The organism is Actinoallomurus iriomotensis, assembly GCF_030269445.1.
Classification (GTDB): Bacteria; Actinomycetota; Actinomycetes; order Streptosporangiales; family Streptosporangiaceae; genus Actinoallomurus; species Actinoallomurus iriomotensis.
Genome location: NZ_BSTJ01000003.1, coordinates 510,633 through 536,510 on the forward strand (window position 1 = coordinate 510,633; position 25,878 = coordinate 536,510).

The 25,878-nt window shown below is 73.0% G+C and carries 9 protein-coding genes; all 9 read right to left on the minus strand.

Annotated elements, in window-relative coordinates:
• Positions 1–39: 39 nt before the first annotated feature.
• Positions 40–18,735, minus strand: a complete 18,696-nt coding sequence (locus tag QSK37_RS15445) for a scabin-related ADP-ribosyltransferase (RefSeq protein ID WP_285621003.1) — start codon at positions 18,733–18,735, stop codon at positions 40–42.
• A 6-nt stretch (positions 18,736–18,741) separates the two neighbouring features.
• On the minus strand, positions 18,742–19,080 hold the full coding sequence (locus QSK37_RS15450) for a hypothetical protein (protein WP_285621004.1): 339 nt from the start codon (positions 19,078–19,080) through the stop codon (positions 18,742–18,744).
• Positions 19,073–19,504, minus strand: a complete 432-nt coding sequence (locus tag QSK37_RS15455; RefSeq protein ID WP_285621006.1) for a YbaB/EbfC family nucleoid-associated protein — start codon at positions 19,502–19,504, stop codon at positions 19,073–19,075. The genes QSK37_RS15450 and QSK37_RS15455 overlap by 8 nt, the downstream gene beginning before the upstream one ends.
• Positions 19,505–19,535: 31 nt before the next feature.
• The gene (locus QSK37_RS15460) at positions 19,536–21,713 is read right to left on the minus strand and encodes a hypothetical protein (RefSeq protein ID WP_285621007.1); all 2,178 of its coding nucleotides are present in this window, start codon (positions 21,711–21,713) and stop codon (positions 19,536–19,538) included.
• Positions 21,714–21,761: 48 nt separating this feature from the next.
• Positions 21,762–22,148 (minus strand): hypothetical protein, encoded by a 387-nt coding sequence (locus QSK37_RS15465; protein ID WP_285621008.1) that lies wholly within the window; start codon positions 22,146–22,148, stop codon positions 21,762–21,764.
• A gap of 78 nt (positions 22,149–22,226) precedes the next feature.
• Positions 22,227–22,517 (minus strand): WXG100 family type VII secretion target, encoded by a 291-nt coding sequence (locus tag QSK37_RS15470; RefSeq protein WP_285621010.1) that lies wholly within the window; start codon positions 22,515–22,517, stop codon positions 22,227–22,229.
• Positions 22,518–22,541: 24 nt separating this feature from the next.
• On the minus strand, positions 22,542–22,856 hold the full coding sequence (locus QSK37_RS15475) for a hypothetical protein (RefSeq protein WP_285621012.1): 315 nt from the start codon (positions 22,854–22,856) through the stop codon (positions 22,542–22,544).
• A 43-nt stretch (positions 22,857–22,899) separates the two neighbouring features.
• Positions 22,900–24,303, minus strand: coding sequence for a type VII secretion protein EccB (eccB, locus tag QSK37_RS15480; protein WP_285621043.1), 1,404 nt, complete (start codon positions 24,301–24,303; stop codon positions 22,900–22,902).
• Between the two features lie 33 nt (positions 24,304–24,336).
• Positions 24,337–25,782 (minus strand): type VII secretion integral membrane protein EccD, encoded by a 1,446-nt coding sequence (gene eccD / locus QSK37_RS15485; RefSeq protein WP_285621045.1) that lies wholly within the window; start codon positions 25,780–25,782, stop codon positions 24,337–24,339.
• Positions 25,783–25,878 lie beyond the last annotated feature (96 nt).

Consider the following 25,878-nt stretch of genomic DNA (forward strand, 5'->3'; position numbering starts at 1 on the left):
GAATTTTCTACTATCCACTTGACCGGCGCACGCATTCTGTCAAATAAGCTTACTGATCGGAATATCCTGATCCGGGAAGCCGGGATCGAAGTCGGGGTTGGGGATGTAGGCGCCGCTGGGCGAGCCGTTCTCCAGCCACTGCACCCCGCGGATGAACCGTACGTCGATGCCGCCGGGGAAGACGACCTCCTCCTGGTCGGGGAAGGGCGAGGCGATGTCCAGGGTGGCGTTGACGTCGATGCCGCCGGGCAGCACGACGTCGTAGCGCCACTGGTACCGGCCGTGCAGCGCCTCGGCCGCGCGCGGGTCGTTCCGCACCGAGTCCCGCAGGTAACCGGGGTTGCGCGAGGTGCTCACATAGCCGGTGTCCGCGGGGTTGTTGTACACGTGGTCGATCAGGTGGCCGAGCCGGTCGCCCCTCGGCCTCAGGCCGTCGCGGAACACCTCCTGCGGCCTCTTGTCGCTGAACTTGTGCAGCGGCGTCCCGCCTCGGTCCGTACGCCACTTCATCGCGTGCGGCAGCCCGGAGCCGAGCAGCCCGGGCCGGGCCGCGGTCACGGACGGGTCGACGACCGGCGTGTCCGAGACCGCGTGCGGGCTCGGACGGCTGACCGGCGCGCCCGGGTCGGCCGAGACCTTCCCCGTCGTGTCCACGCCGGGCCGGGACGAGGCCACCGGGGTCGACCGGCCGGGCAGGTACCAGTTCCAGGCCGGCCCCTCGCCGTGGAGCCGCCCCTCCGGGTCGCCGACCCGCCCGGCTCGGGGCGGCCCGGCGTCGTACTGTCCGCGCAGCCCGCCCAGTGCCGTGCTCTCGGCGACGAACACCCGCTCGCCCGGCTCGTCGGCCCCCTGCCCCCAGACCGTCCAGTGGTCGTTCCGCACGACCGTGGGGAACTCCGCGACGGTCGCGTCGTACTCGGTCGCGAAGCGGTCCTCCGGCGTACCGGACAGCGCCTGGTAGATGCCGTCGGCCAGGCTGTGGGCGTTCGGCGGGCCGTCGTCGGTGAGCGGCACCCGTACCGGGGGGCCGCCCGCCGTGGGCGTCAGGTGGATCGCCGACCCGTCGGCCCTCATCGTGTGCGGGATCAGGGCGTCGCTCCCCAGGCTCTCGCGCAGCGGCCCCCAGTCGCCGAGCTGTTCGATCTCCCCGGTGCGGTGCCGCAGCAGCATTCCGGTCGTGACGTGGATGAAGTCGCTCCCGTAGCGGGCCCAGGCGTCGTTCTCCAGCAGCCGCCCGTCCCGCAGCCGGATCACGCCCGCGTCGCTGACCCGGTACCCCCGGCGTCCGGCCCCTTCCGATCCCGTGAAGGGGCTGACGTGGCCGATGAGGGTGGCGAACAGGTCGAGGTGGCGGTCGCGCAGGCCGGACCGGGAGAGCCCGTCCTCGGGGGCGGCGTCGAAGTCGCCCATGAGGCTGCCCGCGTTCCGCGCGGTCCGGGAGATGGTGTGGAGGGTCTGCCCCACCTGATGATTCCGTGAGGTCTCGCCGGCCTCGTCGCGGGCGCCGAGCTGGTGGGCGATCTCGTGGGCGTAGAAGACCGGGCGCTGGCCGATGATCCAGGTCCGCTGTGTCATGAGCCGGCCCGGCGTGTAGGGGGCGACGGTGGTCTCGAGGTGGGCGTCCTGGCCCGGCTCGGCGCGGACGACCCTGACGCGGAACAGGTCGCCCGTCACGTCGCCGTGGCGGAAGCGGTGTCGCGGCCGGTTGAAGAACTCCTCGACGCCGGCGGTGAGGCGTTGCCAGGTGTCCTGCAGGTCGGCGTCGCCGACGCCGGCTTCGCGGTTCAGCCGGACCACGACGGTGAGCTCGGTGACGCGTTCGCCGTCGTGCTCGACCCGTCGTACGTCGAACGCGGACCTGACGGGCCGGTGGGACGCGGGATCGAACCAGGTGTGGCTCCGTGGCTCGCCCGGCGCCTGCGCTAGCAGGCGCGTCAGCGTGCCGGCGCTCGGCGCTGCCGGCAGGGGCGGGGGCGGCGCGACCGGCTCGCCGTCCGGCCGCTCCACGGCCACGGAGCTGGACGGCACGTGGGCATGCCCTGGACCTGGCGGCACAAGCGTCCGCAGCTGGTCGAGCGCGTTCCTCACCGCCGCTACCGCCCTGTCGGCGTACCGCACGACGATCGGGTTCCGCTGCGCGACGCCGCGCAGCGCGGCGGCGAGTCCCTCCAGCTCGGTGACGAGGTCCGCGGCCCTCCTGACGTCGCCGCGCAGCATGTCGCTCGTCGCGCCGACGATCGTGTCGACGCGCTCCTCGGTGACGACCGCCGTCTCGTTCTCCAGGCCCTGCAGGACGGGATCGAGGTGCCAGGCGATGTCCAGGGCCGAGTCGATCTGCCGGGCCCACTGCGGGGTGGCGCCGCGGAACATGTCGAGCCGGGCCGGCGCGGCGGCGGCCAGCCGGCGACCGGTCTCGGTGTTCGCGAGGGTTCCGAACACTCGGGCGGCGTGGTGCGCGCCCTGCGCCATCATCTGCACCGTCTCGAAACGGTCCCGCAGGCCCGCCATGGTGTGGCGCCCGTTCTGCTGCCGTCCGAAACTACGCAGCTCGACCAGGACCAGGGGCGGAGACAGGCGACCGTCGTTGGTGTCCGGATCATCGAAGTGCGTGTCCACGCCGAGCGCCTCGTCCTGGGTGATCAGGTCTTGGCCGGGCAGCAGCGCGGTGTTCAGGTAGTCGCCGAGCGTGTGTCCCCACCTCTCGTCGAGGCTCTCCTCGCTGAGCGGGTCGGTGCCGTCCACCTCCGGCCGCCGGGCGCTCGCCGTCCGCACGACCGCGTCCCGGATGTGCTGCGCGTGGGAGGCGAGGAACGACCTGACCGGGTCCGGCAGGGTCCTGCGGACGCCGGCCAGGGACGTACGCGACGCCGCGGCCGCGCGCGCCTTGAGGGCCACGTTCCGGCCCGGCTTGCCGTGCATGATGGGGCCGACCTGGGCGTAGACCAGCGCCAGGAAGCCGCGCAGCGCGCTGACGTCCGGGCGCTCGGTGAGCAGGTCCACCGCGTACGGCGGGATCCGGTGGCCGGCGAACTGGGGCAGCGTCCGCACGTAGTCGGCGGCCATCGCGTTACCGAAGTTGAGCGCGTCCGCGAGATGCTGCCGGGCCGCGTTGTGGGAGGAACTGTGATCGCGGACGCCGCTCAGGAACTCGTGCATCCGCGAGACCGGAACCCCGGCGGTGAAGTGCACGAGGAAGTCGAACGGGCGGTCGGCGAGGTCAGGATGGACGACGGCGCCCCGCGCGTCGTCCGAGTACGTGAACGACTCCTCGGGGAAGATCTCCTCGATCGGGCGGCCGGCCTCGAGCCGACCCAGCTGCTCGATGGCCTCCTCCACCGCCGCGAGGACCTGGTCGCCGTTCGCCCGGCCCGTGTCGCCGGGGACCGTCTCGATCGGCGCGGTGACGATCTCCAGGACCCGCGCGGGCACCTGCCGGTCGAGAGTCCGGCCGGCGGCTCGCAGGGCCTGCGCGGTGCCGTGCACGCTCCCGTCCGTGGCGACGTAGAGATAGGTGTTGTCGAGGACGACGGAGAAGCTCCCGTCCCGTGCGGTGATCCGGAAGTCGCTCTCCCAGGGGTCCAGTCCGTCCCGGAGCAGGATGATCGTGCGGGCCTCAGCCTCGAAGCCGACCGCGCCGGCCCGCACTCTCGGCGGCGTGCCGAGCGCGAGCCGGCCGGCGATGTCGGTGGCCAGCCCCTTGGGGTCCTTCGGACCTCCCTCGGGCAGCTCGGCCAGCGCGTGCCGGACCTGGTCGGCGTCGACCGCGCCGCCGGTCCAGCGGTCCCCGAACTCGGCCAGCCGGCGGTTGACCTCGATCACCAGATAGTCGTCCACTTCGCGGTTCCGCCGGCCCGCCGGGCCGGCGAAGGGGGCCCCGCTCGGCGCCTCGGGGGCGACCGGCGCCGTCGGGGACAGGTCCGGCACGCCGGTGGACGGCCCCGGGTCTCCCAGTTCCTGGTGGATCTCCGTGGTCAGCCGCTCCAGCTCCCGTACCTCCCGGAACATGGTGTCGAGCCGGTGCTGGGCGCGGATGTGCGCCGGGACGTCCGGGTGGGCGTCGGGCGCGCGGCCCTGCCGGAACCGGCCGACGATCGCCTCGGCCTCGGTGCGCCGCGCGGCCCCGGTGTTCGGCGGAAGCCGCCTCAGGAGCGTCTCGAGGTCGGTGGTGGCACCGTGCAGTCGCCGCTCCAGCGCCTCGGTCCGCGCCTGGAGCCGTCTCCGGGCATCCTCGGCCGACGTGGGCAGCGCCGGACGGAGCCTCTCCCACCGCACCCCCGGAGCGAACGGGTTCGTGCTCTCCGCGCCGCGGAAGTGGCCGGGCGTGCGGATGAAGCTGAGCCGGGCCGTCCCGTCCGGGCCGAGCGGCGTGACGTAACGGTCCTGGATCAGGGTCAGCGGCAGGCCCAGCTCATTCGCGGCGATGTGCGCGGCGAGGTCGCCGGCCTCGTTGGACCACGAGTCCATCCGCCGGATCTGGTTCACGAGCGCGCGCTGCTGTTCGGCGATCGAGACCCCGTTGTCGGCCACGTGGAAGAAGTCCCCGTAGCGGGACGGGAGGCCCTGGGCCGCCACCAGGAGGTCGGCCTGCAGCCGGTCCGCCAGCCAGTTCCGCAGGCGCTGCACGGCGACCCGCTGATCGCCCTGGACGTCCAGGCCGGAGATGTGCCGGGCCAGGTACGGACCGGCCATCACGAGCAGGCTGTGGTAGAAGCAGTTGTTGTCGAGCGGGACCTCCACCGCCCGCAGCCGCCGGTCGCGCAGCACCTGGTCCAGCCGGGCCGGGTCGAACGCGGTCTGCTCGATCTCGGCCGCTCGCCGGGCCGCCCTCTCGACCTCGTTCGAGCCCGTGGACGTGGACGCGGTCGCCTTCGCCGGCGCGCTCCGGCGGGGCCGGGCGATGACGACGGTGTGCCGGCCGTCGTTGACCGGCGACAGGCCGGCCCGGTCCTGCGTGGTGAGTGTCGTGTCGCCCGGTCCGGTGCGCCGGTAGCGGCCGTCCGGCAGCACCACGGCGGCGCCGGTGTGCACCGGGCCGGTGTAGAAGATCAGCGTGCCCGGCGGCAGGTTCGCGGGGACCTCATGGGTCGTCTCGACGGTACGCCCGGTGGTGCCGGCGATGAGCGAGCGCACCGTCTCGGCGGTCTCGCCGGTCACGCTCGCCTCGGTGAGGAAGCTCGTCGCCCGGTCCAGGTCGGTCGCCACGACGTCCGCGACCGTCGTGTTCCGGGCCGGGCCGCCGCGCGACAGCCACGAGATCGGGGCGTACGCGGAGAGCGGCCCGAGGTCCCGCCGGTCCGGGTTCTGTGAGCCGGCGGCCGCGACCCGGTAGCGCCCGTCCGGCCCGACGTACAGGTGCGGTGTCTGCGGAAGCGGCCGGTCCACCGCCACCTGCTGCGACGTGTCCGCGGGCGCGGTGCCGCGCCGCCCGCCGGCCCCCCGGCCCCCGCGCCGTGTGCCCGTCCCGCGCTGCGTGCCGTCGCCGCGCGAGGTGCCCCGCGTCCCGGTGGAGCGTGCCGTGCCGCCGGAGGTGTCCGGGCCGGGTGAGGAGGGGACGGCCGGGCTCCGGTCCGGGGACCTGCGGGCGCCCACCGGCACGCGGCTGACCACGATCGTGTGGGGCCGCCCGTTGAGCTCGTCCCGTACGTCCTGCTCGGTCTCCTCCGTCGTGTCCGTACGGCCGGTGAGGTGGACGCGGTACCCGTCCGGCGTCACCACGGCGACACCGGTGCCGACCGGACCGGTGAACCAGACCCAGGTGCCGACCGGCAGGCCGGCCGGCAGTTCCCGCGGCGTCTCGGTGATCCGGCCGACGCGGTCGCCGAGCGCGTCGCGGACCCGCTGGACATCGGTCCGCCCGGAGCGGCCCGACAGGTGGTTCACCGCGGCGCCCAGCGCGGTCCGCACGACGTCCGCGGCGGTGGGCACCCGCCGCGGACCGCCCCGGAGGAGCCACAGCAGAGGCGCGAAGTCGGCGAGCCGCCCCACCGGCCGCCAGCCCAGTGTCACCGCGCCGGCCGGTCCGATGCCGTGCCGCCCGCTGATGTGGGCGTAAAGGTGCGGATCGGCCGGGAGCGGCCCGAGCGCCGCGGTGGACAGGCTGACGATCCGCGCGTCCGGCCCGGCCGTCGATGCGGCTCTGGCCTCGTCCTCGGCGGCCACCTCGTACTCGAACGCGGCGGCGGACAGGACGAGCGCCGGGCGCTCACGTTCGGCGACCGCCCAGGCGTCCTGGTGACGGCCGCGCGGATCGAGGTGGTGCGCGACCATCGCCAGCGCCGTGTCGCGCACCGGGCCGAACGCGGTCTCGCGCGGTCCGGCTCCGCGTAGCTCGGCGGGCGGGTTCACCAGCGTGCCGCGGGCGTCCATGTCGAGCGAGTACACGCGCTGGGCGTCGGTCGGTGGGCCCACCCGCAGTCCGGAGAGCGACTCGAACCACCTGACCCGGCCCTCGTGCTCGACCACGATGAACCGGCCGCCGGTTCCGTCCGCGTCCGTGGTGACGACCAGCGAGACCGCGCCGGGCCCGGCCTGCCGGAGTGTGGACTCGATGTCCTCGATCGCCTCGGCCGTCGTCCGCGCCGCCCGCTGCCGGTACGCCTGCCGTACCCGCCTGCCCTCGGTGAGGGTCTCCAGGTCCGTCACCTGCCGTCCGACGTCCTCGACGGCGGTGTCGGACCAGCGTTCCCGTGCGTCGTCCTCGTCCTGCTGTCCGGTGGCGCGCAGGTCGCCGAGGACGGCCTCCGCGTCGTCCGCCCGCGCGCGTGCGTCGTCGAGCCGGCGGGTGAGCCGCGCGTCGCGGCGCCGGTGCTCCTCCAGCCGTTGCCGCCGTCGCTCCCGGCTCGTCTCCAGGGTCCGGGTCCGCTCGGCGTTCCGGCGCAGCGCGTCCCGGTCCGGCGACTCCTCCAGCGACAGGGAGAACCGCTCGCCGTCCAGCTCGCCGAGCTGGTCGTTCCGGCGGTCGAACGCCTCCTCGGCGCGAGTGATGTCCCGCGCCAGCTCGGCCTGCTCCAGCTCCAGCCGCCGCACCTCGGCGTGCCACTCCTCGGCGGCGGCGAGCGCCCGGTCGAACATGCCGGCCAGTCCGGGGTACACCGTCTCCAGCCGCGCCCGGCGCTCGGCGATCTCGGCCGCGACCGCCTGCTCGAAGGTGCGCTGGTCGGCCCAGGACGTGCGGTAGAACCGGCCGAGGTCGACCGGGCCGAGTCCGTGGGCCAGGGCCTCACGGCGGATCTGGTCCGACCAGAGCCCGGCGCGCGTCGCCTGGTCGGCGGTGAGCGCGATGTCGTTGAAGGTCGCGGGGTCGAAGGCGTAGATCCGCCCGGCCGGGTCGACCCAGCGGCGTACCCTCGTACCTCCCGGGTCCTCGATGTCGAGCCGCACGTGGGTGTTCAGCTCGTTCGCCACGTCACGGGCCAGGTGGACCGGGTCCATGGACAGCAGTGACGCCTCCGGCGGCAGCGCGGCGGGAGCCCCGAGCGGGTTGTCCGGGCGCAGGTCGTGGATCCGGTTGACCTCCCTGATCATCGCGGTGATCTCGGCCGCGACCGGGCGGGGCAGGCCGCTGGGGATCCCGTCCACGGCGCGGTACCCGCGGTAGCGGGCCAGCGACGGCGGGACCGCGACGGTGGGATCCACCGCACGGGCGGCGCGCAGGTCCTCATCGATGGTCCGGATCGCCCAGTCCAGCATGGCGCGGTACCGCAGGACCTCGGCCTCCCGGCCGAAGCGCAACGCCAGCCGGCGGGCGCCACCGGCGTGCTCACGGATGTGGCGCACCACGCCGTGGTGGGCGCGCCTCGCGTCCAGGCCGTTCCGTCCCGCGTCCACCAGCAGCGTGTGAAGGTCGAAGGCGGGCGCGTCGTCCATGCCCCGCCAGGCGGCGGGGACGACCCGGTTCCGCAGCGCCTGCTGGGCCTGCCGGGTGTTCGCGGCCATCTGGGCGCGCAGTTCCTCGTACTGGGCCTCGAACATCTCCACGTACACGTCGCCGGTGACCGGGTCGCTGCGCACCGGGTCGCCCACGTCGTGGGACTTGCGCAACAGGTGGTGGCGGGTCTTCTGCGCCTCCAGCCAGAACCGGCCGCGCATGCGGATCAGCAGCGTCGAGCCGAGCTCCTTGGCGTGCTGCTCGCGGCGGTAGTTCTCGGTGCCGGAGCTGTTCTGGTTCGCCGACGTGGTCCGGTTGCCGGAGTGGTTGAACTCCCAGTCGTGGTCGGGCCGGTGCGGTGGCGCGTCGGCCGGCAGGTTCTGCGGCCGGATCGTGTCGTTGCCGTTGACGGCGTACTCGCCGACGACCCGGCCCAGGTCCGAGCTGTTGTTGACCGTGGTGCCGCTCTGGTGCTTGATGTAACGCCCGGTGCCGGTGCCGCCGTCGGACATCCGCCCCACGACCTGCGCGTCGAACAGGTCGCCCTGCATCCACATCGTGGCGCGTTCGCTGGAGTCGCCGGGGATGAACAGGTTGTCGGCCAGCTTGTACCTGTCCCCGCCGGTCGCCTCGCGCACGTGGTTGGTCAGGTGCGAACGCGACAGCAGCACCGGCAGCGACAGGCTGGAGCGCGTCTTCGGGTCGTTCGCCCTGGCGCCGAGCGCCTTCTCGTACCAGCGCGGGCCGAACAGCCCGCCCAGCATCTTCCGGCCCGCCGGGAGCAGGTCGTCCACCATCGCGCCGGTGACGTAGGCGTTGCCCGGCAGCTTCGGCAGCGGGACGATGTTCCGCACCTGCTCCGGCCCCCGCTGCCGCCCCGCCTCGGCGAGGGCGCGCGGCACCTGGAGGTTCAGCGTGCCGTGCGCGACGGCCTGGGACGTCCGGCCGTGCCGGGTCCACTTCCCGAAGCTCTTCAGCAGCAGGTTGTTCAGCGGGCGGCCCGGCATCTTCAACCGCTGGACCCGCACCGTCAGCCGGTGCCGGAACCGCACCCGGTAGTGACCGCTCCAGTCGTAGACGGTCTGTTCGCTGACCGCGTTCTCCGCCCGGGTCGTGCCCCGATGGTGCCCCTCGGAGGCCTTGAGGTCGACCGGGCCGCTCGCACGGTCGCCGCCCGCGCTGAACTTGGGGAAGACCCACGCCTGCGAGCCGTCGCGGGACTTGGACTTGGCCGTGGCGATGTAGCCGTGTCCGTAGTTCTCCAGGCCGGTGTCGGGCTTGAAGTCGTGCACCTCCGGGGCCGAGGTCAGCACGTCGGCCAGGTTGATCTCGACGACGTCGGTCAGGAACCAGCCGACGGGATTGACCAGGTAGAGCGAGTAGCCGCCCTTGGCCAGCACGTCCTCCCACATCGCCTGGTCGCGGCCACGGGCCAGGATCGACTGCAACGCGTCGACACCGCCCTGCATCCGGCCGATCCGGCGGCCCCGGCCGTCCCAGATCTCCGCGCCGGCCGCCAGCATGCCGGGGGCCACCTGCTCGATCTGCTCCCGGACGATCTCATAGGTGGAGCGGTGGCCGTCATAGTCCAGGTCGTGCACGCCCGAGTGCCCGAGGACCCGGCCGTTCGGGTCGTCGCGGGTCAGGTACTCCGGCATCTCCATCAGGTGGTACGGGCGCGGCGGGTGCGACAGGTCCTGCCGGAACGTCTGGTTGAACCGCTCCCGGATCTCCGGTGAGTCGATCGGCGCGCCGCCGGACCGGTGCCGCTGGACGAGGGCCCCGACGAACGCGGCGCGCCCGCGCCGGAGCGTGCCCGGCAGCGCGGGCGCGTCGGCGTGCCAGCGCATCAGCGTCCGCGCCACCACGTCGCCGCTCAGCCGCACCGCGCCACTGCGCCAGCCGGCCAGGACCTCGGCCAGCCGCCGGTCCGTGATCGGCGCGCGGCCCTCGGCGTACGCGACGACGTCCGCCGGCATCCGCGGATGGAGATACGGCGACGCCGGGTCCTCCAGCGCGTGGCCGAAGGCCGCGTTGAAGTCCGCGCGTACCTCGTCGTCGAGGATCCGGACCGTGCCGATGCGGTGCATGCGCGCGAGCGCCCGCGCCAGTTTGACGCGGCTGACCCGTGCCTCCCGTGGCAGGCCGGGCGCCTCCTTGTTCCAGCGCATGAGGATCCGCGCCACGAGGTCGCCGCTCAGCTTGAGCCTGCCGTTGCGCCAGCGGAGCATGGCGTCCTTGAGCTGGGCGTCGGAGACCGGGAGGACGCCGTCGGCGTACCGGGTGAGCGCCTCCGGCTCGGGCAGCAGGTACACCACGGTGCGGGCCGGCACGGGCTCGGAGTGGTGCCGGGGAGAACCGCTCGGCAGGACCTTGGAGTGCTTCTCCCGGCGGCTGCGGACGGTCAGGTTCACCGTGCTCCGGTAGGAGTACACGCGGTTGAAGTCGAGCTGGATGAGCTCCTTGCCGCCGGTACGGCCGCTGCCCGTCGAGCGGTTGTGCTGCCAGTGCCGGTTGACGTCGGTCTCGCCGACCAGAGTGGCGTGCCCGGCCGGACCGCCGACCGCGACGTCGAGCTGGTCCCAGCTCCAGCCGAGGGAGCTGGTGTCGGTGAGGCGGTTCTCGGCCAGCCACAGCTTGATGACGCCCAGGACGAACTTGTCGTTGGTGGCGCCGGTGAACATCGACGCGCCCATCTCGCCGCTGATGTCCATGGCGCCGAACGTGTCGCGGAACAGGCCGGGCTCGAACGGACGGTCGGTGGTGTACTCGCCCTGCAGGATCTCCTTCAGGTGCGCCCGCAGCTCGATGGTGCTCGCGAATGTGTCGCGGATCGAGGACGCCGTGCCGGCCGGGTCGGCCATGTCCCCGAGCGCCTGGACCGCGTCCCGGACACCGGTGGTGTCGAGGAAGTAGACGACGCCCTGGTCGAGCACCTCGGCCGGCGTCGGACCCGCCGACCTCGGGCCGTGCTGGGGCCCGGCGCCCAGGGGCAGCAGGTACGCCTGCGCGGTCTGGTCGCGCACGTGCATCTCCGCGGGGTCGCGGCTGCCCTTGCGGACCTTGCCCTGCCGGCCGGAGTGCTGGTACTCGATCCGGATGTGGTAGTCGCTGGTCAGCGCGAACTCGTCGACCTCCCCGGGGTACTCCAGGAGCTCGGGACGGTTGTTGAGGAAGTTCAGCGAGTCGGAGGCGCCGACGACCCGCTGGAACTCGATGCCCATGAGGGCCGCCTTGAGCACCTTGAAGGTCCCCCGCAGCTTGACGCCCCAGGCGAGCTTGCGCGAGTGGCTGACGGACATGCCCGCGCTGTCCATGCCCATCGCCAGGTTGACGGTGTGGAACTCGTTCGTGCTGCGGATGAACCGCGGCGGTCTGGCCGTGTGCGGCGTCGCCGTGATGGTGACCTTCGCCGAGTCGACGTCCCAGTCGACCCCGGCGCCGCCACGCCGCTTGCGCAGCGTGAACGTCATGCCGTCCTGGTGGATCTGGTCGTAGTGGGAGTCCAGTCCACGGCTGGAGACCATCTTCTCGACCAGTTCGAGGTTGTCGAGCAGGCTGTCGGTCTTGTTGCCGTGGCCGTACCAGGAGTATCCGGCGAACGGGTCCTCGTCGTTCGCCGGCAGGAAACCACGCGCGCGCAGTTCGTCCTTGACCTGCTGCTGGAGCGCCTGAACGGTCCCGTCCGCGACCATGACCAGGCCCATCCCGACGCCCTTGCCGTCCGCGACGTACTGCGGCACGGGCTTCGTCGCGGGGTCGCCCGCGCGCCTGCCGGTGTTCCGGATCGCGTTCGGCGCGTACGGCTGGGGGCCGCCGTGCGGCGGCGGTTGCTTCAGCGCCTCCCGGTCGACGGAGAAGCCGTGCTCGTACGCCGCCGCCTCCGGCATCCGGACCAGGGCGTCGCCGCGGACCGGCCTCGTGGTCCGGGACGCGTCCGGCCGGCCGCCCGTGCGGACGCTGACCGCCGCCCGGTGTGAGAAGGACATGCGGTACGCGGCGGTGTGCGAGGTGTTGCGCGGCACCAGCACGTTGAGGCCGACCCGGCCCGTCGATATCCCGTCGGCGTTGGAGGAGGTGAAGCTCAGCGAGGTGCTGACGCCGAGGCCGACGTCGGGCAGCCCGAGCGGGTTCGGCAGCAGGTCGAACTCCAGGCTCGGGAGGGTCAGCGTGCTGCTGTTGGTGATGGTGTGGCCGCCGCTCGATCCGTCGATGGCGGTCCGCACGTTCTCGATGTGCGCCTTGTCGCTGGTCGCGCCGACCCGGGGCGCGGCGGCCAGCCGCTCGGACTTCACCGCCACCGTCGCCACCGGCCGCCCGTACTTGTTGTGCAGCGTGATCCGGTAGCCGCGCCTGGTGTTCACGGCCTCGTCCAGGTGGGCGTTCAGGTTCCAGAGCTTCTGCAGCAGCTCCTGGCGGATCGAGCTGCCCATCGGCAGGTCGAGCCCCTGGCCGCGCAGCGTCGCCACGATCTCGTCGAACAGCCGCGGGAGGTTCGTCAGGCCCGACGCGGAGAAGAACGCCGGCAGCTCCTTCACCTTGACCGCGGGGCCGGTCGCGGTGACCTGGTCCGGCGGGGCGGTGTCCAGGTAGTGGTCGGGAATCCACAGCAGCAGCCGCTCGTCGGTCCGGCCGCCGAGCCGGTGAACGTTGGTCGTGGCCCAGCTCTGGTTCGCGTCGGTCCGCAGCTTGAAGGACCACTTCGGCGTGTAGGAGACCAGGCGCGCCTCGGTGCGGTTGTCCTCGACGTGACCGCCCTCGGCGTCGGCGATGTGGGTGTCGCTGCGGTTCGACTGGTTCGTCGTGCCGGAGATGCCGCCGCCGACCTTGACGACCTGCAGGACGCCGGGGCTCACGCCGATGCCGAAGGTCAGCGAGAGCGCGCCGCGGGTCGCGCCGGTCTGCCCGGCCTGGGTCTGGACGTGCGCCCCCGTGGCGTACGTGGCGTTGATGGTGTCGACGGCGTGGTGCTCGCCCTCGACCGGCGGCAGCTGTGAGGGCGTCAGCGTCGAGCCGGCCGGGTTGTTCAGCGTGTGCGGGTCGGTGGCCTCCAGCGAGATGAGCAGCTCCGCGTCGCCGATCGGCACCTGCAGGCCGTTGGTGCCGATCGGGGCGCCGTCCCCGAGGAGGTACGGATAGTTGGCGAGCAGCCGGTGGGCCAGCAGGTTCAGCTCGTTCTCGTCGTAGCGCACTCCCTCGGCGTCCAGCTCGGCGCGGATACGCGCGAGGAGCTCCGGCTGCTGCGGCAGGCCGGCGCGCGGCACGCCGATCGAGCGGATCATCGGGTCGGCCGCGATGGGAGTGGCGACGGGCTGCGGCGGCAGCGGGCCGCCGGGTGGCCGGGGCGGCGCGATCCGCGGCTCCTCCCTCCTCCCGCGTTCCGACCCGCCGAACCGGCTCGGTGGGTGGCCGGGACTCTCGTCCCGCGGACGCCAGCCCTCGCGGGCGCCGTCGAACAGCGCCCTGAGGATCGGCTGCCCGTGCTCGTCGCCCGGGGAGAACACGCGGAACCAGTCCTCTTCCGGCGTCGGCCCCTCCGTCGTGCCGCCGGGGCGGCGGGACACCACGTCGCCGGTCTCGGTGTCGTACTCGACCTCGTAGGAAGTCGCCAGCACCGGTTCGTCCAGGGCCCGCGACAGCGGCTCGGCGACGCTCGCGCCCCCGGACATCAGCAGGAACGGCTTCATCCCCGGCGCCTTGCCCGCGATGGCCGCGGCCAGCGCGTCCACCGAGATCTCCCGCTCACCGGTCGTCACCCGGCCGTCGTGGACGGCGCCGAAGACCAGGACCATCTCCTCGGGCGCGAGCCGGCCGAGCCGGGTCAGGGTCTCGGCGTCGAACGCGGGCCCGGTCTCCGGCGCGCCCGGGAGCCAGATCGCCACCACGCGGTCACCGACCATGCCCACGCGCGTTTCCCGGATGACGTCCTCGACCCGCATGGGCGGGAGCGTCTTCGCCCCGCCGTCGCGCTCGGCCGCCTCGGAGGTGTCCTGCCCGTGCTCGTCCTCGACGTCGGACTCGTGTTCGAGCACGTCCCGGGTCTGTTCGTGGACGGTGACCTCGTCGGCGAAGCGGACCTGCCTGCGCGGACCCGAGCGCGTCCTGGCCTTGGGCGAGGCGGTCTTCCGCGCGCTCTCCGCGGCCAGCGCCCGTGCGAGCGCGGTCCCGGCCCGGCGCCCGGACCGGGCGAGCTCCGCGGCGACCAGCAGCCGCTGCTCCCGCCGTGCGCGGCCGCCGCCCTCGGGCACGGACGTCTGGACGGTCACCTCCCGCAGGATGGTGTCCGCCTCGTTCAGGAACCCCTCGGCCCGCACGTCCGACATGAGGCCCAGCGTCGTACGGGCCCGGCCCGGGTCGTTCCGGGCCGCGTTCGCGAACCCGGTCACGCTACGGGACCGGACGCCGGAGGCGGAGGAGCGCGGCAGGCCGAGGATGTCGGCCGCGAGGTTCTCGGCCGCCTGGTGGCCGGCCCACGGGATCTCCGCCGCCGTCAGCAGCCAGACGAGGGCCAGCCGTCGCGCGTTACCCCGCGTCGCGGACGGTGAGGGGGTCCGGCCGGCCAGGTGCCCGACGATCAGCCGGGCCTCCTGGAGAACCTGCGCGTAGTGGTCCTCGGAGATCTTCTTCATCAGATCGAGCGTCGCCCGGGCGAGGTTCAGGCGTTCGCCGTCGACCGTGACGCGAGGGACGGGCTGAGGCGACGGCTCGTGCAGACCCTGCCGCGCCAGCTCACGCGCGAGCGTCTCCCCGGCCGCCCGCCCGGAGTGGGCGATCGCCGCGGCCACCAGCACCCCGGCCCGGTCGAGGCGGGAGACCTGGTCGCCCACGTTCCGTACGGACGGCGCCAGTCCGCTCAGATCGCCGAGGATCGTTTCCGCCTCGTTCATGACCTCCGCGCGCCGCTCCGGGTCCAGCCCGTTCAGGGTCGTACGGGCCTCGGCCAGGGCGGGGTCCGCGGTGCTCTGGCTCTCGCCGGTACGGGACGCCGGAGGTTTCGTGCCCGAACGCACGTCCGTGGAGCTGATCTTCGTGGTGTCCGGCGTCGCCGGGCCGGCCGCGCCGTACGGCGGCGGCGGCGGCGGATCATCCGTCGTCTCGGTGGTCGTCGTGTTCTTCTCGGTGACCCGTTCGGGCTGCTCGAGGACGGTCATCGTGCCGTTGCCGTCATGGACCCGCAGCGTGCTCCCGGCCACGCTCTCGCTCGCCCCTGCGTCGCGCAGATCCTTGAGGGTGACCGGTTCCTTCCTCGCCGGGCGGGGCTTGACCGGTTCGGCCGGGGAGCCGCCGAGCTTCGCCCGCTCGGCCTTCGCCTTCTCACGCGTGCCGTTGTCCACGCCGGGGATGCCCGCGCCCTTGCCGTCGCCCTGGCCCAGCACCTCACCGTCGCCCGGGAACCGCTCCGGTCGCTCCGTCGTCGGGTCGTCGGCGGTCATCGGATCGCCGTCGTGCTCCTCGCCGGTGAACGGTGCGGCCTGCTCCATCGGCGACGGCTCCGGCGGCAGGTCGGCGAAGGTCATCGGGGCCCCGCCGTACCCCTTGCCGGTGCGGTCGGACCGGGCCCGCGCGGATTTGACCGGCGGTCTGCCCTGCTCGGCCCGTTGCCGCTCTCTCTCGGCGCGCGCGGCCGCCGACTCGGCGCGTGCGTCGTCGTCCAGGCCCGGGATGCCGGCGCCCTTGCCGTCGCCCTCGTCCAGCCGGTGGCCGGCTCCGGAGAAGGGCTCGGTGCGGCCGGCCTTCTCGCCCGCCCGCGCGGCGAGCCGCTTCCGCCGCTCCACGAACCATCTCGCCCGTTCGCCGCGGGTGAGACGGCGGATGCCGCTCGTGCCGCTGCCCAGCGTCCGGCCGGTTCCGGGGAACTTCGGCGGCGTGGTCTCCGGCAGGTCGGCGAAGGTCATCGGGTCGCCGTCGTACCCCTTGCCCGAGCGCGGCGGCCGTGCCGTGCCCGACGGCGTGGCCGGCCTCTCCTGCCGGGCGGCCGTCTTCTCCTCCGCCCGTCTCCTCCGTGTCTCCGGATCGATGCCGGGGATGCCGCCCGTGCCGTCGCCCTCGCCGAGCACCTCGCCACGGCCGGAGAAGGGGAGACGTTCGCCACCGGTGACCACGGGCTGGTCCGACCCGATGTACGCGCCGTGGGACCACGGGGTCGAGCGCTCGGCGATGGCCGTACGGGGGAACCCCTCGCTGGTCGGCAGGAACTGCAGGCTGCGGAACCGGTCCGGCGGCGTCGCCTGCGCCCCCTTCTGGCCGTCCAGGTACACGATCCGGCCGTTCCTGTTCACGACGTTGAACACGTGGTCGATGTCGTTGCCGCTCCGGCCGACGAGGAGCATCCCGCGCGCGCCGTCGCCGGCCGCCTTCATGGCGTGCTCGACCGCCCGGTAGCCGGGCACGTCGACCGGGTCGCCCTTGCCCATGTTGGCGAGGTGTTCGTACGGGGCCTGCTGCTCCGGCGGCACCTGGTAGTAGTGCAGGTCCTCGGGCCGTACGTCCGGGTTCTGCTGCGCCTCCTGCAGGGTGAGCTCGACGCCGATGGCGGCGAGGAGACAGTTCGTCAGGTAGTCCCCGCCCGTGACGTACATCGGGTTGATGTTCGGCAGCCAGGGGTAGGCCTGCCGGAACTCGGCGTCGGACAGCGGGGTGTGCGACCACGCGGGCGTGACCGGCGCCGGCATCGGCAGCGGCCTCGGGCGGCCCCCGTCCGCGGGGAAGCTCATCCACTGCACGCCCTTGCGCCGGCCGTTCCCGAGCTGCGCGCGGTCCACCCGCGCCACGACCTCGACGCCGATCCGGTCCGCGGCGGCCTGGACCTCGTGCGCGGGCAGCACCTCTCCCTCGCCGGCGTCCACGACGAGCCTCTTGGCGAGCGGCACGTGGGAGACGTCCAGGGAGGCCAGCCGCGTCGCGGGGACGACGGTGGCGTCGTCGATCACCTCGGCGGGCAGTTCGGTCCGTGCGGTCCCCTCGCCGGCGGAAGCCGCCCGGGCCCGCTCCTCCATCCGCGCGCGGAACGGGTTGGTCTGCCGCTGCGGCGACCGGCTGCCGCCGTTCTGGTCTCCGGCGCCGCGGTCGTTCGCGGTGCGGTCGTCGCCGGGAAGCCTGGTCTGCGACCGGCTCGGCCCGCCCGGGTTCGTCGTGGCCCGGTCGGTCGAACGGCCACCGGTGCCCTGACCGGCCCCGGCGGTCGCCTCTTCGTTGCCGGTGTTCGTTCCGGTCCGGGTCGTCGTTGAGGGGGGCGTGGTCGTGGACCGGCTGCCCTCGCGGAACGGGTTGCGCGAGGACGACGAGGACGTCGTCTTCTGGCCGTCCTGGTTCCCCTTCAGCGTCTCGGTCGAGGAACGCGTGGTCGGCGTGGACTCCGACGAGGCCGTGTTCGTACGGCCCCGGCTCGGCGGCAGGTTCGTCGACGGGCCGGTCCGGCCGGTGCGCGAGGGGGCGTCCTTCGGCGGCACCGGCGGTGGGGTCTGCGCGTCGCGGCTCGGCGACGGCGATCCGTTCCGCGAGACGCCCACGACCGGGCCGGTACGCGAGCCGGTGTCCTTCGGCGGCACTCGCGGCGGAAGGGCCGAGCCGGACGGCCGCGTCGTGTTCCGGCTCATGCCGTCGCCCGGCGACGGTGAGGACGGCCGGGAGGACGGCGGGCTCGACGCGGGTGACGTGGCAGGCGTCGTCGTGTCCTCGTCGGAGTGCCCGAACAGGGACTCACCGTCGTCGACGGTTTCGGTGGTCTCGGTGTCGGAGGTCTCGCCGGCCAGCAGCGGCGTGTGCTCGTCGCCGCCGTCGCCGAGCGCCGTGTAGCCCTGCCGCACCGGTTTGGGCGTGGCCAGCAGCCTGCCGATGCCGTGACCGCCCTGCGTGGCGATGCTGGAGGCCACCCCGGAGGTGAAGGAGAAGGGGTTGAACTGGAAACCCTGCCCGTTGACGGCCATGACGACGCCCTCGGTGATGGCCTCGTGCAGGCCCTCCTCGGTCATCTCGATGATCGCCGGCACGCCGATCTCGGTGAGGCGGATGCGCAGCGGCTTGTCCGCGGCTCGGAACAGGTGCTCGGTGACGCTCTTGGCGGCCTGCGGGATCGGCGTGTCCTTGCCGAGGTCGCGCGCGGCCCCGTTGACCGCGCGCACCACGACGGGCTGGAGGGTCGTGACGTTGACCTCACGGCCGAGAAGCCTGGTGAGCCCGTTCGTCAGCCGGTGCGACAGGAAGTGGCTGATGGCCGAGAAGGGCAGCGACAGCAGGCCGCCGATCGCGCCGACCTCGACCGCGCTGATGGTGGCCTGGACGTCCCAGCTCGTCCGCGTGCCCTTGGCGAACTGGATCGCCTGCGTCAGCACGTCCAGCGCGACCTGGAACGCGATGCCGAACAGCTCGGCGAGGACGAACTGCAGGACCAGGCGTCCCCACCAGGTCTTCAGCAGGAACCGGACGATGGCCATCCGGGCCGCGAGCCAGGTCATGCTGGCGCCGTCGGTCCAGAAGGCCATCGCGATCGCCCAGGCGATCTGGGCGATGAGGAGCACCAGCTCCTCGATTGAAATGATCTTGACGTACTCCACCTGGGTGGCCGCGTCCAGCAGGAACTTCTTCAGCTGCTGGAACTGCGCGGCCGCCTGGGGGACGTACCGCGGCTGGTCCACGACATAGGGCGCCATCATGTCGGCGAACTTGATCGCCGACTTTCCGGTGAAGTTCGCCCTGATGTTCTGGACCACCTGGAGCAGGTACGGTGCGAGTTCGTTCTCCAGGCGATCGCCGGCGGTCCCCCAGGCGTTGCCGACCTCGCGCAACGCGTCCTCGTTCGCGGTCGGCCACTTCTCGCCGGTCAGGACGAGGAACAGCCCCTGTACGCCCTCGGGAACCTCGATCGCCATGGCGGATCAGCCCTTACGGCCGTGGCCGCCGGATCCGGATTCGGTGATGGTCGTGTCGTTCACGTCACCGAACAGGCCGCCCAGCAGGATCGTCTTGCCGCCGTGCGTGTCGACCAGGTCCTTCAGGTCGCGCAGGAAGCCCTCACTGTCCTCGGCCGCGGGGTAGTAGTTCGCCTCGAACGCCTTCTGCGTGTCTCCGTTGCCGCCGAGCCTGCGGCCGTACTTGCTGGTCACGTTGTGCAGGTCGCCGTAGATGGTGGCGGCGAGGTTGGCCAGGTGCTCGATGTCGACGCCGCCGCGCCTGAGCTCTTCGATGTCGACCGAGAACGTGCCGTCGTCAGCCATCGAGGTCCGCTCCTTCCGGGGAGGTCTCATTCGTGTCGGGGGCCGAGGCCATCGCCGCGGAGACCGCGGCGTCGAACATCGCGTCGAGGTCGAAGTCGCCGTCGACGGGGAGGCCGAGTCCCGGCGGCAGCAACCCGCTGAGCGCGGTGGCGGCCTCGCGGGCCGCGTTCTCCTGCGCGGCGCGCACGGTCGCGACGATCCGCGTGCACAGCTCCGCCGGGGCGAGCCGGCGGTAGCGGGTGCCCGCGAGCTTCAGCTCGACGAGCCGGCCCTGGCTGTCGACGGTCGCGCTGACCATCCGGTCCGCCGACGACGCGGAACCGGTCACGCTCGCCATGTGCTCGCCGGCCGCCTGGATGCGGGCCTGCTCGGCGCGCAGCTCGGCGATGGCCTGACCCATGTCGTATTCCGGGGGGTTCGACATTGTTCCTTCCTTCGGGTGGTTCGTGCCGATGTCACGTCGCCGACGCGGAACCGGACTCCTCGCCGGGGGCCTGGATCTCCTCCTTGCGCCGTTCGTCCTCGTCGCGACGCCGCCGTCGCGTGTCCGGGCGTGCCCGGCGTGAGGGTCCGGCCAGGGGGATCTCCTCGACCTCGAACTCCTCCTCGTCGAGGCGGCCGATGACTCCGGAGCCGACGTCGACGCGGGTGCCCCAGATCTCCTCGTCCTCCGCGAGCCAGGTCTGCCGCTCGCGTTCCTGCGGCTTCTCACCTCCGGCGCCGGCGCCGCCCATCATCGGCGGGAAGAAGGGGACCCCACCGGAGCCGTCGCTGCCACCCGAGGATCCGGGCGCGCCGTTCAGACCGGGGCTGCCGCCGGTGAGCTTCGCCGGGACCCCGTCGAGCAGGCCGTTGCCACCGAGACCGTTGTTGCCGAGCCCCGCGCCGCCGACCCCACCGGCACCGCCCAGACCGCCGCCCAGTCCACCGCCGACACCGCCGACACCGCCGCCGGCACCCGTACCGACGCTGGAGCCGTTGCCGCCGAAACCGCCGCCGAGGCCGCCTCCTGTACCCGCGCCGGCGCCCAGGCCGTCGCCGAGACCGCCGCTCGGGTCGAAGTTCTTGCCGGGGTCGGAGCCGAAGCCGCCGCTGCCGTCGGCACCGCCTCCCGGCGGTACGGCCGTGTCCGACTTGCCCGCTCCCGGAGGCAGCAGCGAACCGCCGGTGCCCCCGTCAGGTGGCGTGATCACGCCGTCGCCGCCGCCGTTCTCGTCGAACGCGCCGTCTCCGCCCGGTCCGACCCCTTTGCCCGTACCGCCGCCGCCGGCATCGGAACCGCCCGGGGGCACCAGCGAGGGAATGAACGCGCCGTTGCCACCGCCGTCGGCGGGCGGCCCGTCACCGCCGGGCACGTTCAAACCGTCGCCCCCGCCGCCGGGCACGTTCAGACCATCGCCCCCGCCGCCGGGCACGTTCAGCCCGCCGTCCCCGCCACCGCCGGCACCGGGCAGGTCGGCCCCGCCGGAGCCGTCCGGAGGCGGGATGTCACCGCCGCCCCCACCGGAACCGTCCGGAGGCGGGATGTCGCCGCCTCCGCCACCGCTGCCGCCTCCGTCCGGCGGAGGGATGTTCCCCCCGCCGCCTCCGTCGGGCGGCGGAGGAAGGTTGCCGTCGCCGCCACCACCGTCGCCGCCACCGCCGTCTCCGTTCGACGGATCGGGCTGAGGAGCCGTCTCCGTCGGCGGCGGGGTGATCTCGATCAGGGAGGTGGTCGCCAGCACGTACTTGGGCTTGAGCGTCGAGATCGCGGTCTGCGCGTAGGTGTCGAGGAGGTTCTTGAGGTTGTCGAGGGTGGTCTGGGTGATCGAATCGCCGATCTTCTGCCATCCGCTCGCGCTGGTGAGGTCCCCCTTGGGGTAGTTCTGCAGGACGTTGCGGATGAACGCCTTGCCGGCGTCCACGTCACTGTTGAACGCGTTGAGCTTGTAGTTCGGCAGCCCCAGCTGGAGGCCGCTGTCGTCGATGTAGCCGGCCACCGCGTTGATCTCTGCGCCGAGGGAGTTGTTGATCCAGTCCCGGATGTTGAGGATGTAGGCGGTGTTCCAGTGCCCCGACATCGTCGAGTTGAAGCTGGCGAGCTCGTCGGCGGCGTCCCCGACGGCGTCCGCGATCGGCCGCCCGTGCCTGCTGTTGACCTGCTCATAGGTGTCGTTCAGGCCGTCGCCGTTCACCTTGAGGCGCCAGTAGATCAGGAACGCCGCCTTGCCGCGGAAGGACGAGTCGTCGGAGTCCAGCCGGTTGGCCCACTGGGTCATGCCGCCACCGACGGCCTGGGCCCACCCGCCGAAGTCGCGGATCGCCCCCTCCAGGTCCCTGAGGGTCTGCAGGTCCATGCTGCCGCGCTTGCCCCGGGCGACGTCCGGCATCATCTCGTTGATCGCGTCGACCGCCTGCACCCACTTGGTGACCGCGTCGTCGTTGACGTTGACGCCGTAGTAGTAGTCACCCCACGCGTGGTAGGTGATGTGGTCGCTCGCGCCCGGGCTGGGGTTGAAGTTGAACCAGGTCGCCTTGGCCGCCGCGTGGAGGTCCTCGCCCTCGCCGGTCAGCGCCTTGAGAGCCTGTTCGAACGTCCACTCGGTCCAGTTCTCGGTACTGGGGATGCTCAGACCGCCCGAATCATCCGCCATGGCTCCTGCTCCTCCTTCTGGTTCACGCGGCCGGCCCGCCCGGCCCGCTCAGGTGGTCGTCGTGCCGCCGAGGTCCGGGTGCTCGTGCTCGAACTTCGAGGCGTCGTACGTGGTGAGGTCACCGGTCTCGTCGAAGACGTCCTCGGCGTTCTTGAGCGCCGTGTAGAAGGTGCGCAGGTCCGTCTCGTAGCCGGTCAGCCGCGTGTGCACGGAGTTGCCGAACGTGCCCGCCTGCGTGACGAAGTCCTTAACCACCGGCCAGTCCTGGGACCCGGGGTGGAACCTGGAGCTCAGCGTGGTGTCGAGCTTCAGGTCGGCCGACGGCCCGAGGTACTTGGGATCGGTGTTGAGGACGTGGTCGACGGCCAGCAGATAGCCGATGAGCTGGTCGTAGTGGGCCTTGTCGAACGAGGTGATCTTTCCGGTGTCGTCCACTTCTCCTCTTTCCAAGATCAGGCGGGCTGACGGTCCCGGGCCGCCGGGCCCGGGACCGGGACTGCACGGCCCGGACGGTCAGGCCATCGCCCGCGCGCCCTGGTTGTCGCCGTTCTGGAAGGTCTCCGCGACCTGGATCGACGACTGTGTGTGGGTGTTGAGCTGGCTCTTCATCTCCTCGTAGGAGCGGTTCCAGTTGGCCTGCTGCTCCTGCCAGAGCGGCGTCGCCTTACCGCCGCTCGCCTCGCTGATCCGGTTGAGCGTCGAGTTGAGGTCGGTCATGATCGTGTCCATGCGCACGACCTGGTTGACCAGGCCGGAGTTCACATCGCTGTAGTTGCCGTGGTTGACCCAGAACTGATCGCCCATCGGTGGTCTCCTTGTCTCGGTCGCTTACCTGGCGCCGCCGGTGGCGTCGTTGTTGGTGCCGCGGTTGATCTGCAGCAGGGCCTGGGCCTTGTGGTTGAGGTCGGTCAGGTTGTTCACGCAGGTGTGGAAGTCCGAGGTCCAGGTGGTCAGGTGACCCGACAGGATCTGCCCGGAGTCGGACCGGTTGGCGTCGACGAGCGAGTCGGTGTGCGCCTGCACCGTGTTGTTGACGGTGTTCATCTCGTTGATGGCGTCCTGCGTCTTGTTGATGATCTGCTGCAGGTCCGCGTCGCTGAAGTGGTAGGTGGACGGGTCGAAATTCCCGAATTCACCGGCCATGGGATCTCTCCTTGCGAATAGGGATGGGGACGAAGGAACAGGGCTAGCCGCCACCTCCCCCCGAGCCGAGGGTGCGGAGTACGGGACCGGTCGGGAGCAGTGCCAGCAGGTCGGCCGGCACGGCGACCGCCGCGGAGGTCGAGTAGCCGAGGGCCGTGGCCGCCGCGTCGTCGGCCACCGGGAACTTCGCGCCGTCCTCGGTGACGAGGTAGAGCCCCTCACCGGGAACGCCGGGTGCGGGAAGCGTGCGGGCGAGCAGGCCCGCCTTCGGCGCCACCTGCACCCGGTCGGCGGCACGAGCGTCGGCGGGCGCCGTCCCGGCCACCGCGGTCGAGGCGGTGACCTGCGTCGCCGGCGTGGTGACCACCGAGGTGGTCACCCGGCCGCCCCGCGGTACCGAGCGCACGCACGGCATCCGGCCGCCGGCCGTGGCGTCCAGGGTCGGCGGCGTCGCCGGGAGCTGCGACTCCCACACCGGCGCCGACAGCACCGTGGAGGCGGCCACCGCCGCGGGACTGAGGTCGCGGGCGCCGGCCGTACCGCCGGGATAGGCCTTGGCGGTCGCAGGGTCGGCGAGGGCGAGCGCCGCGGCGGTCTGCGTCATCGGCTGCAACCCGCCGCTGGTCAGCAGGTAGAGACGCCGGCCCGCTCCCGCGCCCTGGACCGCGAACACCTCTCCGACCTTGGCCGCGTGCCCGTCCAGTGCGGGCCCGTCCCGGCCGATGCCGGAGGTCGGGGGCGGCGGGAGGTCCGGCCCCGCGGGCAGCGTGTCGATCCACGCGTCGCGTACGCCGATCGCTGCGTCGTCCGGAAAGCCGAGCGCGCGTGTCACCCACGGCGCCGTCACGCGCAGGCGCCGGCCGCCGGTCACCAGGTAGGTCGTGCCGTCGGTGATGCGGACGAGCACCGCCTGCTCCGGGCCGAGCGGCCGCCCCTGGTCCGCCGCGGAGGCGACGCCGATCGTCAGTGACAGCGCGGGCTTGGCGCCGGTGGACGTCGCGCAGGCGAACCAGGGACCGGAGGCTCCCGCGGCGGGCAGCGAGTCGGGAGCGCCGTCGATCCCGACCGGTCCGCCGCGCGGGACGTCGGCGAGCGACTTGGCGGACACCGAGTCGACGGTGAGCTTCGCGCCGAGCAGCAGCCGGGCGGAGGCGTAGTTGAGCACCGGCCGCAGCCGCCCACCGGCCAGCACGAACCGCGTGCCGGTCTCCTTGTCCAGGATGAGCGTCCCCGGTTTGCGCCACGCGGACGCGCCGCCCGGCGAGACCACGGCCAGCACGGCGAACCCGGCTACGGCGAGCGCCGCCACGATCGCGCCGATGATCAGGCCGCTCCACGACCGGCGCAGCGGCGGGACCGCCATGTCGGGATCGGCGCGCAGCAGCGCGGAGACGAGACGCCCGACCATGAACCCGTGGGCATGAACCTGGTCACGCCGGTTGTGCATCGCACACCTCCGATCCGCCGCGCGTCCGTACGCTCACGCCCATCCGGCACGCGCCTTCGCGTACAGGCCGACGACCGCCAGCACCAGCGGGATGATCGCGATCGCGGTGCCCGAGTGGGCCAGGTCGGCGAGCCGTCCCCAGTGCGGCAGCAGGCGCCGGCCCGGTAGCAGCCGCGCGACCGACAGCAGCAGGGCGGCGACGATCAGCAGGCCCAGCACGACGACCGGCCGTACGGCGGCGGGCCGGTCGAGGGTCAGGTCCACGACCACGGCCGCCAGCCCCACCACGCCCGGTACGAACACGGCCAGCCGCGCCCGTACGCCGAACAGGTCACGGCCGTGCAGGAGCAGCAGCAGCGAGCCGACCGCCGCGAGCGTCCGCGCGCTGATGCCGGGCGTGGTGCCGAGGACCACCAGGCAGGCGGCGGCGATGGCGCCGAGGCCGAGGTAGAGCGAGCCGATGTGCTCGTGCGCGCGGGCCGTGCGTTCCAGCACGACGCGGCTGGGCTCGGGGTCGATCCCCTGCTGGAACTCCTCCGGGCTGGTCGGCAGGGGCGCGATCCGCAGGCCCGCGAACCGGGAGGCGATGACGGGCACGGCCGCGCCGGCCGCCAGCGTGACCGCCAGCACGACCGCGGCCGCTCCCGCCGCTCCGGTCAGCTTCAGCGAGACGAGCAGGCCGCCGAGGGCCGTGAGAGCCGCCGCGAACGCCGTCGCGGTGAACCCCGCGAGTGTCCCGCCGACCGCCGGACGGGCCAGCGCCGCCGCCGTGGCCGACCAGGCGCCCGCGGCCAGCAGCCCCGGCGCGCTCACCAGCGCCGCCGCGGTCAGGTGCCTTCCGTCGCCGGCCGGCAGCGCCAGCCCCGCGACCGCGGTGAAGCCGACCGCCCCGGCGGCCAGGATGACGCCCGCCGCCCGGTCTCCCAGCGCACGCGAGGCGGCGGCCGCGCCGAGCAGCAGGACGACGCTCGCCGCTCCGGCCGTCAGCGCCACCAGGGTGCCCGTACCGCTCATCGGCGCCACCGCCATGCCGACGGCGAGCGCCGCGCCGACCAGCCCGAGCACGAACCGCCGGGTCGTCTCCGGCCGCCACCGGTCGGGCCGGTCCGCCGTGCCGGTGGCCACGCCGTCCACCAGGTCGTCGAAGTCGACCGGCGGCAGGTGGTCGGCGCGCGGTCGCAGGTGCAGGACGTCACCGTCGTACAGGCCCAGAGCGGCGGTGCCGAGGTCCTCGTCCAGAGGCGGCTCGCCGAGCCGCTGCAACACCCAGCCGTCGTGCCCGAAGCCGGCCGCGGCCAGTTCGGGTCCCAGGTGTTCCAGGAAGGTGGGGAGCAGGTCGGCGACCGGAACGTGCGCGGGAACGGCCAGCTCGATCCGGGAGGCCGGGCCGCAAATCGTCAGCCGGCACATCTCACCGGAGCCCAGTGTCTGCGGAGTCGACATGCCCAGAACACGGTTGCCGGTTCGCGGAGAGTTCACTCGCCGTGAATACGAGCCGATTCGAAACCCTCCGGCCGCCGGCGTCCGTGGTTGAGGGAGAGGGGCCGCGACGACGCCCCCGGAAAGGACAGGGCT